At 55.4% G+C, this 10,549-nt stretch carries 7 protein-coding genes and 1 pseudogene; 2 read left to right on the forward strand and 6 right to left on the reverse strand.

The window, feature by feature from the left end; translation table 11 throughout:
* Nucleotides 1–2: 2 nt before the first annotated feature.
* Entirely contained in the window at nt 3–4,556 is a 4,554-nt protein-coding gene (gltB, locus tag GOB85_RS08000; RefSeq protein WP_173577028.1) for a glutamate synthase large subunit, read from the forward strand.
* A gap of 47 nt (nt 4,557–4,603) precedes the next feature.
* Here the strand turns inward: gltB and GOB85_RS08005 are convergent, their stop codons facing one another.
* The 5 genes from GOB85_RS08005 to GOB85_RS08025 all read right to left on the reverse strand — a co-directional run bounded on the left by GOB85_RS08005 (nt 4,604) and on the right by GOB85_RS08025 (nt 9,578).
* Nucleotides 4,604–5,779 carry an aminotransferase class I/II-fold pyridoxal phosphate-dependent enzyme gene (locus GOB85_RS08005; protein ID WP_173577029.1) on the reverse strand — a complete coding sequence of 392 codons (1,176 nt, stop codon included), beginning with the start codon at nt 5,777–5,779 and terminating at the stop codon, nt 4,604–4,606.
* A 279-nt stretch (nt 5,780–6,058) separates the two neighbouring features.
* Nucleotides 6,059–7,504 carry a class II fumarate hydratase gene (gene fumC / locus GOB85_RS08010; RefSeq protein WP_173577030.1) on the reverse strand — a complete coding sequence of 482 codons (1,446 nt, stop codon included), beginning with the start codon at nt 7,502–7,504 and terminating at the stop codon, nt 6,059–6,061.
* A 189-nt stretch (nt 7,505–7,693) separates the two neighbouring features.
* On the reverse strand, nt 7,694–8,245 hold the full coding sequence (locus GOB85_RS08015; protein ID WP_173577031.1) for an HdeD family acid-resistance protein: 552 nt from the start codon (nt 8,243–8,245) through the stop codon (nt 7,694–7,696).
* 278 nt (nt 8,246–8,523) lie between these two features.
* Entirely contained in the window at nt 8,524–8,904 is a 381-nt protein-coding gene (locus GOB85_RS08020; protein WP_173577032.1) for a YidB family protein, read from the reverse strand.
* Between the two features lie 461 nt (nt 8,905–9,365).
* Entirely contained in the window at nt 9,366–9,578 is a 213-nt protein-coding gene (locus GOB85_RS08025; RefSeq protein WP_173577033.1) for a hypothetical protein, read from the reverse strand.
* A gap of 118 nt (nt 9,579–9,696) precedes the next feature.
* Between GOB85_RS08025 and GOB85_RS08030 the strand changes: the two are divergent.
* Nucleotides 9,697–10,041 (forward strand): annotated as a pseudogene (locus GOB85_RS08030) (tyrosine-type recombinase/integrase); the annotation flags it as partial.
* A gap of 56 nt (nt 10,042–10,097) precedes the next feature.
* Here the strand turns inward: GOB85_RS08030 and GOB85_RS08035 are convergent.
* On the reverse strand, nt 10,098–10,418 hold the full coding sequence (locus GOB85_RS08035; protein ID WP_173577034.1) for a hypothetical protein: 321 nt from the start codon (nt 10,416–10,418) through the stop codon (nt 10,098–10,100).
* Nucleotides 10,419–10,549: the final 131 nt, after the last annotated feature.

Genomic DNA, 10,549 nt, shown 5'->3' on the forward strand with positions numbered 1-10,549 from the left:
TCATGGACAAGACCTTCGGTTTCTCTCCCGCCGCCGAGCGCGGCGATATCTTTGTCGAGACCTGGAAACGCAACGCCGATACGTTGCAGCAGGGGCTCTACAGGCCTGAAGATGAACATGATTCCTGCGGCGTAGGACTTGTGGCGGCTCTTGATGGCAAAAAACGCCGTGATGTGGTCGAAGCCGGTATCGAGGCGCTGAAAGCGATCTGGCACCGCGGCGCGGTCGATGCGGATGGCAAGACCGGTGACGGCGCGGGTATTCACGTCGAAATTCCCCAGGATTTCTTTGCTGACTCCATCCGCGCAACCAACGCTCCGCTGTCCGGTGGAACGATTATCGCTATCGGGCAGGTTTTTCTTCCCAAGACCGATCTTGCCGCTCAGGAGCGTTGCCGCCAGATTATCGAAACTGAAATTCTGGCTTTTGGTTACGGAATTTACGGCTGGCGACAGGTGCCGATCGATACGTCGTGCATTGGTGAAAAAGCAAACGCGACGCGGCCCGAAATCGAACAGATTCTGATCCGTAATAAATGTGGCCGGCCTGAAGCCGAATTTGAGCGCGACCTTTATGTGATCCGCCGGCGCATCGAGAAAGCCGCCATCGCCAATCAGGTTGACCTCTATATCTGTTCGCTGTCCTGCCGGTCGGTCATTTATAAGGGCATGTTCCTCGCGGAGCATCTGACGATTTTCTATCCGGATCTGCTCGACGAGCGGTTTGTCAGCCGCTTTGCGATTTATCACCAGCGTTATTCAACAAATACATTTCCGACCTGGAAACTGGCGCAGCCTTTCCGGCGTGTGGCGCATAATGGCGAGATCAACACGATCTCCGGTAATATCAACTGGATGCGCAGCCACGAAACACGGCTCGCCGACCCGGCTCTCGATCCTTACATGAACGACCTCAAGCCTGTTGTGCAGGTGGGCGGGTCCGACACCGCGACGCTCGATAATGTTTTTGAACTGCTGACGCATGCCGGGCGCGATGCGCCGGCAGTGAAGGCGCTGATGATCCCCGCCAGTGTCGGCGCTCATTCCTCCATGAAGGTCCAGCACCGGGATATGTATTCCTACTGCAACGCCGTCATGGAGCCGTGGGACGGCCCGGCGGCGCTCTGCGCAACGGATGGCCGCTGGGTTATCGCAGGTCTTGATCGCTCTGGTCTCCGGCCTCTGCGTTACATCAGGACTTCGGACGATCTGCTGATCGTGGGGTCGGAAACCGGCATGGTGAAGGTGCCGGAAGCCGATGTTGTCAGTCGCGGGCGCCTCGGTCCGGGGGAGACGATCGCGGTCGATCTCGATGAGGCAAAGCTTTACGGTAACGATGAACTGCTTGATCTCCTTTCGGAGCGGCAGGATTTCGGACGCTGGGTAAAGAAAATCCAGAAGATCGGCGCCATCGTTCGTAACGATGTTGTCGAGCCGGTCATGTATCCTTCGGAAGAGCTGCGCCGCCGCCAGCTTGCTGTTGGCACAACACTTGAGGAGCTTGAGCAGATCCTTCAGCCCATGGTGGCAAATGCCGCCGAAGCGATCGGATCGATGGGCGATGATACCCCTCTTGCGGTTCTGTCCGAGCGGTATCGGGGCCTTGCCCACTATTTCCGCCAGAGCTTCAGTCAGGTCACGAATCCGCCAATCGATTCCCTCCGCGAAACACGGGTTATGAGCCTGGTCACACGGCTGGGGAATCTTGGTAACATCCTCGCGCAGAGTGAAGAGCAGTGTGATCTCCTTCAGTTGCCGAGCCCGGTTCTCACAAATGGTGAATTCGAGGCTCTGCGCAGTTTCTGCGCTGAACATGCCTGCACGATCGATACGACATTCAGAGTTGCGGACGGAGAGAAAGGACTGCGCGAAGCAATCGCGCGGATCCGGCGTGAGACAGAAGAGCGTGTTCGTGAAGGATGTGCGCATGTCTTCCTGACAGATGAAAATCAGTCGGCTGACTATGCAGCCATCCCGACCATTCTCGCCACGGCCGCGGTCCATACGCATCTCGTAAGAAATTCGCTACGGACTTTCACATCCCTGAACGTCCGGTCTGCCGATGTGCTCGATGTCCATGCCGTCGCCGTGACGATCGGCGTCGGTGCGACCACCATCAATGCTTATCTTGCGCAGGAAAGCATCGCAGATCGCCTGCGGCGTGGCCTGTTCGGCAACATCAGTCTTCGTGAAGCCGTCGAACGCTATCGCAAGGCAGTCGATAAGGGACTGCTGAAGATCATGTCCAAAATGGGCATTTCGATTACAGCGTCTTACCGCGGTGGCTGCAACTTCGAAGCGCTGGGACTATCACGCGCACTGGTTGAGGAGTTCTTCCCCGGTATGCCGTCGCGCATCTCCGGCATCGGACTTGCCGGTATCGCACGCAATGTTCTCAGTTTCCATCAGGAAGCGTGGGGCAGTACGACAGCAGTTCTGCCAGTCGGTGGTCTCTATAAAATGCGTCGAAGCGGAGAGATCCACGCTTTTGACGGTACACTGATCCACATGCTGCAAACAGCTGTCTCCAGCGACAGCTTTACAATCTACAAACGCTATGCAGATGCCGTACAACGGCAGAAACCCGTAGCGCTGCGTGATCTGCTCGATTTCCGCGGAGGCCGGACTCCGATCTCTGTGGAGGAAGTGGAAAGCATCACGCAGTTGCGGAAGCGTCTGAACGCGCCGGCAATTTCGCTTGGTGCACTCAGCCCTGAGGCACATGAAACGCTGTCCATCGCGATGAACCGGATTGGCGCCAAGTCGGACTCCGGCGAAGGTGGCGAAGATCCGGCGCGGGCGAAGCCACGGGCGAATGGCGACAATGCCTCATCTGCGATCAAGCAGGTGGCTTCGGGCCGCTTCGGCGTGACGGCACAATATCTGAATGACTGCCGCGAGATCGAGATCAAGGTCGCGCAGGGAGCGAAGCCAGGCGAGGGTGGTCAGCTGCCGGGCTTTAAAGTTTCTGAGCTGATCGCGAAATTACGTCATGCAACCCCGGGTGTAACACTGATCTCGCCTCCGCCGCATCACGATATCTATTCGATCGAGGATCTGGCGCAGCTCATTTACGATCTCAAGCAGATCAATCCCGAAGCACGTGTCACGGTTAAACTTGTCGCGCGTTCCGGAATCGGCACGATCGCCGCAGGTGTCGCCAAAGCCAAAGCCGATGCGATCCTGATCTCCGGTCATTCCGGAGGGACCGGGGCCAGCCCGCAAACGTCCGTAAAATATGCGGGCCTTCCCTGGGAGCTGGGGCTTGCTGAAGCGCATCAGGTGCTGATGCTGAACCGCCTGCGACATCGCGTGACGCTACGGACGGATGGCGGCATCAAGACGGGTCGTGATGTGGTCATCGCAGCCATGCTGGGCGCCGAAGAATTCGGTATCGGCACGGCCAGCCTCGTGGCGATGGGCTGCATCATGGTGCGCCAGTGTCACTCCAACACCTGTCCGGTCGGCGTCTGCTCGCAGGATCCGGCAATGCGCGCAAAGTTTGAGGGCACGCCGGAAAAGGTCATCAACCTGTTCTCATTCATAGCTGAAGACGTCAGGAACATTCTGGCATCGCTTGGCTTCCGCACGCTGAATGAGGTGATCGGCCGCACAGACCTGCTCTACCAGGTCTCACGCGGCGCGGATTACCTTGATGACCTCGACCTGAATCCTTTGCTTGTGCAGGCTGATCCCGGTCCACATGCACGTTATTGCACGCTCGACGGGCGCAACGAGGTGCCTGATACGCTCGATGCCCAGATGATCGCCGATGCGCGGCCGCTCTTTGATCACGGCGAGAAGATGCAACTGCAATACAATGTGCAGAATACGATGCGTGCGATCGGAACGCGCATCTCTTCGCTGATCGTGCGTCAGTTCGGGATGAGCACTCTGGCGCCGGGGCATCTCACCGTCCGCCTGCGTGGTTCAGCCGGCCAGTCACTCGGTGCTTTTGCTGTTCAGGGCCTCAAGCTTGAAGTGCTGGGTGACTCCAACGACTATGTTGGCAAAGGTCTTTCGGGTGCCACGATTGTTGTGCGTCAGCCGGCCTCCAGTGCGCTGGCGTCGAACAAAAATGCCATTATCGGTAATACGGTACTTTATGGCGCGACAGCCGGAGCACTCTATGCCGCTGGTCTGGCGGGTGAACGTTTTGCAGTGCGTAACTCCGGCGCCACGGCAGTGGTCGAAGGATGCGGTTCGAATGCCTGTGAATATATGACTGGTGGAACAGTCGTCATTCTTGGTGATTCAGGCGACAACTTTGGAGCCGGGTTCACCGGTGGTATGGCTTTTGTCTACGATGCGGACGGCTCTTTTGAACAGAAAGTCAATCCGGATAACGTGTTCTGGGTGCGGGTGACCGGAGCGGAATGGCAGCAAAAATTGCGTTCTCTGGTCGAAACACACGCGGCTGAAACCCGTTCCGGTTATGCAGCCATGTTGCTGCATAAATGGGATGAAGTGCTGCCTGATTTCTGGCAGATCGTGCCGAAAGACTATGCGCGGATCATTGGTTTTACAGTTCCTGAAACGCAGGCCATATCAGCCTGACACGCCGCGAAGTAACGCAAAAAAAGGCTGACCAGATCTCCTTCTGGTCAGCCTTTTTTCGTTCCGGATGGTATGGAAAAGCTGCTTTCTGTCGTGCGTGCCGCGAACCACGGGCGCATACGCGCGATGGCAGAAGTAACCCGGTCGGTAGAGACGGCAAAACTGAACCGCATGAAGTGGTTGCCATTGACGGGGTCGAAATCGATGCCAGGCGCCGTCGCGACGCCAGTGTCGCGCAGAAGTTTTTCGCAGAATGCCAGGCTGTCATCAGTCAGATGGCCGATATCAGCATAAATATAAAATGCCCCGTCAGGCGGCGCGATGTTGTTCAGTCCCATTTCAGGAAGAGCCTGCAAAAGAAGATCGCGATTCCTGCGATATGTTCCGATATGGCTCTCAAGTTCAGGACGACAATCGAACGCGGCAAGACCGGCATGCTGGCTCAGAGCGGCCGGCGGCAGGAACAGGTTTCCCATCCGGGCGCGTGCCGCATCCATAAGATCCGGCGGTACGATCAGCCAGCCGAGACGCCATGGAGCCATACTGAAATATTTGGAAAAGCTGTTTATGATGAGTGCAGTATCATCATACTCCAGTACACTATGCGCCGGCTCGGTATAGCTGAGGCCATGATAAATTTCGTCCGATACAATGCGAATACCGCGCTCGCGACAGACTGAAACGATCGCCCGCAGATCCGCATCCGCGAGAATGGTGCCTGTTGGATTGGCCGGGCTCGCAATGATGAGTCCCTGCGGAGCCGGCATGAGCGCGGAAATGGCATCCGCTGTCAGCTGAAACCGTTCATCTTTTCCACAGGGAATTTCGACAGGCATCATATGCAGTGCCCGGAGCGTATTGCGATAAGCCACATAACCTGGCCGGGCAAGCGCGACATGGTCTCCCGGCACAAAACAGCTCGTTAAGGCCAGCACAAGAGCCGGAGATGCGCCACAGGTCAGGATCACCTGATCTGCTGTGATGGAAACACGATACGTCTCCATGTAATGCCGGGCAATGCGTTCTTTGAGAGCATGACTTTCCCAGTATCCCATCGGGTCAGTTGCCAGGACGTGCTGAGCCCGTTCGATTGCCTTCACCGGTGCGCCGGTGGAAGGCTGGCCGAACTCCATGTGAATGATGTCCTGACCTTCAGCCGCCAGCTCATGAGCGAGCGCACTGATAGCAATGGCATGAAACGGAGCAATCTCGGGAATGGTCATGAAGATATCCGGGGAAAAGATCAGGTATGGCACACGCAGCCACTCCATGCCGGTAAGGGCGGGACCGTGTTCCGGCCACTCTGTCTCTTACACGGAATTGTTTCCGCTGAGGAGCAGCGTATCTCTGTCGCAAAAGATCATCGAACCGTAAAGGCTATGCGCGGCTTACCAGGCAATTTCTCATATACGGGTAAGGCTCTCCGGATCTGCTCATTCCGGTGAACCTTACCCGCGGCCATTATCCGCAGACGGCCCAGTCATGGTCCTGCCGGTTGCGTGTTACGCACCGGCAAGACCATGACCGACCATTTCAGACGGATTGACGTATTTGTCGAAGGTCGCTTCATCAACGCCCGATTCAAGAGCAGCTTCGCGCAGCGTCTCATTCCGCTCCATTGCACGATGAGCAATCGCGGAGGCCTTGTCGTAACCGACGGCCGGACTGAGTGCCGTCACGAGCATGACGGATTCATCAACATACTGTCTGATGCGCTCTTTATTCAGTGTTGTGCCGTCTACCGAGAAGACACGGAAATTGTGACAGCCATCGGCAAGAATACGGACAGAATGTAAAACATTCGCGACAATGACTGGTCGCATCACATTAAGTTCGAAGTTGCCCTGCGCGCCTGCGAATGCAACAGTCGCATCATTCCCCATCACCTGTGTCGCGATCATGACCATCGCTTCGCACTGAGTCGGATTGACCTTTCCAGGCATAATGGACGAACCAGGTTCGTTTTCCGGCAAATGGAGTTCGCCCAGACCACAGCGCGGCCCGGACCCCAGCCACCGCATGTCGTTGGCAATCTTCATCAGAGCAACGGCCAGTCCGCGCAATCCCGCAGAGGCACGTACCATGGCATCCAGCCCGCCCAGGGCCGCGAATTTGTTGGGTGCTGTCACAAACGGTTTGCCCGTCAGACCCGCAATGCGCGCCGCAATAGCCGTTCCAAAACCCGCCGGAGCGTTGAGGCCTGTTCCAACGGCTGTGCCGCCGGCCGCGAGCTGAGACAGACCACCACGGGCCGCACGCAGGGCATCAAGCGCATCATCCAGTTGCTGCGCCCAGCCAGACCATTCCTGCCAGACGGTCAGAGGGACAGCATCCTGAAGATGAGTGCGGCCAATCTTGACCACATCCTGCCAGCCATCAGCCTTTTCACGAATGCTGCTGATTAATGCTTCAACCTGCGGGATCAGCGTGTTTTCAATTTCCAGCAGCGAAACCACATGCATTGTGGTGGGGAAGGAGTCATTGCTCGACTGCCCCATATTAACGTCGTCGTTTGGATGAATCGGCTTTTTTGATCCGATTTCGCCGCCAAGAAGCTGAATGGCCCGGTTGGCAATGACCTCGTTGGCGTTCATGTTTGTCTGTGTGCCCGAGCCGGTCTGCCAGACGAAAAGCGGAAATTCACTGTCCAGCCTGCCCTCGATCACCTCATCAGCAGCTTTAATAATGGCGTCAGCTTTCCACTGCGGCAGGCGATTATCTGCCGCATTCACCTGTGCCGCAGCTTTTTTGACAATGCCATAAGCCCGACACAGCTCAATCGGCATCACATCCCGTCCGATCGAGAAATGTACAAGGCTACGCTGAGTCTGAGCACCCCAGTAATGATTCGCCGGGACCTCAATCTGTCCCATTGAATCGCTCTCGATCCGGGTGCCTTTGGCGTCGATGCCAATGGGAGTGTCGCGCAGGATATGGTTCTCGGACATGTCTGACTCCGTGAAGTGAGACCGCTGATACAACGGCTTTTCACAGAAGGTAGGCTTTTTCCGCGCTGTTTGCCCGTCCTCTCCCGTAACTGTGATGCATTGCTGTCGTTCAGTGACGCGGATAATAAAAAGCCACACTTCGTGCCGGTACCGAAGTGTGGCTCTGGAAACCGGTTCTGCTTCAGATGATCAGAAGCCGGTTCCGACTTCCGTCGTTCCACGACGCAGCGCAAGACCGAACTGAATCCAGCCTACGCCTGCAATGATCAGTTCCACTGCGATCAATGTGCCGACCAGCCACAGTCCTGACCAGGGGAGAGTTGCGTAAAGCATGATCCCGACAACGAGGCTCACAAGACCTCCGAATAAAACGACCCACCATCCAGGCACACCACGGTTCTGAAAAGCGACAATGGCTCTTACCGTGCCAGCAACCACCATGCACATCGCGATGAAGATCGTAATGATAACCGAACCTGTTGCCGGCTCCTCAATCAGAAGGGCGCCACCAAGCAGATACGCGATACCGAGCAGCAGCGAAAACAGAAACCCTCCCGATGCCTTTATGGCGAAGGCGTGGAAAACCTGTACGGCGCCGGCGATCATCACCAGCACGCCAAGAAACATTGCACTGGCCAGTGTGACCGAAATGGCATCCATCCACGCGATTGCGCCGAGGATGATGCTTGCCAGCCCCAGCGCTACGAACAGCAGCCATTGCTTTCCATCGAGGGCGTTCATAATAGTCTTCTCCCTGTTTCGTCATGCTGACCTTAGCGCATGCGACCGGATGTCACACGACTGGCTTCACAAAAACAGGACCAGAATCCATTCGTTTCCGGATCAGCTTCCACTGACTGAAACATGAAGAGTTAAAGGAAAATTAAGTAACTTTTGCGCAAAATATTCAATCAATTACATTCTGAAAAATAAACGAATATTTCTCTCTGTAAACATTGAACTATATTTACTCTCGGCAGGAGAACCGATTCCATTATTCTCCTGCATTCACTTCCTGCTTACGATCGCTGACCTCGTTCCCTTAATGCATTTTTATACACAAGGTTGGGGAGAATATCTCCCAGCCCTTTCACTGTTGCAGCACGGGAGAGACCTGTTTCTGCGGAGAAATGCTCAATTTGCTCTTCTGATATCAGAGCTGTCACCAGCGTATCCTCAAGGGATGTGTGGCTCGGTGCGCGGCGCCAGAATTCAAGCAGGCCTTCCAGACCAGCTTCTTTTGCCCGGCCGCGAACAACGGGGATTCCCGGACTGCCTTCTTTACCCAGGTATTCGACGACGGCGCTTGCGAGACCGGAATTGTCACCATGCGCCCGGGTCAGTGTATCGGCGATCTTGTTAAGAGCGCCGCCGAAATTATCACGAGTTTTGTCAGCCATTGCGAAGCTCCTTCAGATGCGGGGATCAGCAGATATACGGCTACTAATAATGAACGCACCGTAGTCCGGAGAGTTTGTTAAGGAGCGCTTCCGGAAGCGAGTGTCACACTTTCGTGATTTGATCAGCTCAGATTAAGTTGTCTGAGCGGAAAACACGCCCCCGTTTCCAAGCTCTGCTGGCGACGAGCTACGAGCGCATGATCTGTCTGTCGTCCGGGTGGAGAGGAGCACATGGTAACGGTGTCTCAGCCACGGCGTCCGGCCGGTGCAGGATTTGTCGAGGGCGTGGCAGCGACGCTGGGTGCGCCAATCACAACTGTCCACCCGACCGAATGGCAGCGGTCCATGAAGCAGCTTCCGACATGCGCGAACCTATTCAGGCCGGCGAAGGATCTCAGACAGGCAGAGCCGACGCTGATCGGTGCTTCCATGTTTCAGAACCAGATCAGGCCCGGATCAGGCTACGACAAAGCATCAGCTTCTGATCGGGACAATGTCTGGTCATCGCCAAGGACACGAAAGACGCCGAGCCATCTGTCGGCACAATCATACCTGCGTCGCTGATAGGACCATTCAAAGTTTTCGGCGGCAACCGAACGGGCTGCAATGCCGTGGTCAGCGATCAGTCGTGACGCTATTTCGTGGGTTTCGCAGTCCGCGTAGGTGGTATTCATAATCGAATCCTCCGTGCTGAGCGTGGACCCTATTATGCTAGGTCAGAGGTGAAATCCCGGTGGCCATCAGATGTCAAAATCGCAATGCATAATGCAGTGCCATACGCGATTCCCGGAAGGTAAGGAACACCGCGTCCCTCTCTCTGAGGGCGCTGTGGCCGTCCTGCAGGAGGTTCTGCAGCTACGTGATGACCGAGCTGGTGATCTCGTGTTCCCCGGCCAGAAGCGGGGGAAGCCATTGTCAGACGTGGCGCTATCCAAGGCACTGCATATTGCCGCCGGCACGAAAGATGTCACCGTGCACGGCTTGCGTTCCACGTTCCGGGACTGGGCAGCAGAAGAGACGGATTATCCGCGAGAAGTGGCCGAAATGGCGCTGGCACATGCCATCAGTAACAAGGTCGAGGCGGCTTACCAGCGCGGGGATCTGTTCGAGAAGCGGCGGGAGATGATGACGGGGTAGATGTCCTTCATTATAAATATGTAATATATAAATAATTTTATTAAATAATGAGGAATCTATCCTCTGGCGTTTTCTATTTTTGCGTTTTTATAGTCAACCCCAATGCGTCGTGCTGAAATGGTCAATATTACGTCAGTTTTTGTCCAAAATGCGTTTTGAATAATTTCCTTATCGTGATCAGCCATTACCGCATCCATAATTGTGGCTTGTATTATAGTTCCGTCTTCGCTCCGCACTTTACAAACAAATCCTTCGCCCGCATTTGACGTGGCTGATTCAACTTTAAATTTTTTTGTTATGAAGACATCCTCACCGCTTCGTCTTTTTGTTCCATCCAATAAACGAATGGTTTCCCCTGGGATTTTATATCCTTGCAACGATATGCTATCCGCGTCTCTAGAGCATAATCCGATCAGTCTGGTTCATATCCGGCGGCGGTGAAGCACGCTGCGGCCTGGCGATGAGAGATATCGTCAATTGCTCCACAGACGGTATCTTGAAGAGCGTC

It is taken from the genome of Acetobacter fallax (assembly GCF_011516735.1).
Taxonomy (GTDB): domain Bacteria; phylum Pseudomonadota; class Alphaproteobacteria; order Acetobacterales; family Acetobacteraceae; genus Acetobacter; species Acetobacter fallax.

What these genes read in the sequence shown, in the direction of transcription:
- GOB85_RS08005 (WP_173577029.1), bottom strand. Translation starts at nt 5,779, where the DNA reads ATGACCATTCCCGAGATTGCTCCGTTTCATGCCATTGCTATCAGTGCG.
- gltB (WP_173577028.1), top strand. Translation starts at nt 3, where the DNA reads ATGGACAAGACCTTCGGTTTCTCTCCCGCCGCCGAGCGCGGCGATATC.
- fumC (WP_173577030.1), bottom strand. Translation starts at nt 7,504, where the DNA reads ATGTCCGAGAACCATATCCTGCGCGACACTCCCATTGGCATCGACGCC.
- GOB85_RS08025 (WP_173577033.1), bottom strand. Translation starts at nt 9,578, where the DNA reads ATGAATACCACCTACGCGGACTGCGAAACCCACGAAATAGCGTCACGA.
- GOB85_RS08015 (WP_173577031.1), bottom strand. Translation starts at nt 8,245, where the DNA reads ATGAACGCCCTCGATGGAAAGCAATGGCTGCTGTTCGTAGCGCTGGGG.
- GOB85_RS08020 (WP_173577032.1), bottom strand. Translation starts at nt 8,904, where the DNA reads ATGGCTGACAAAACTCGTGATAATTTCGGCGGCGCTCTTAACAAGATC.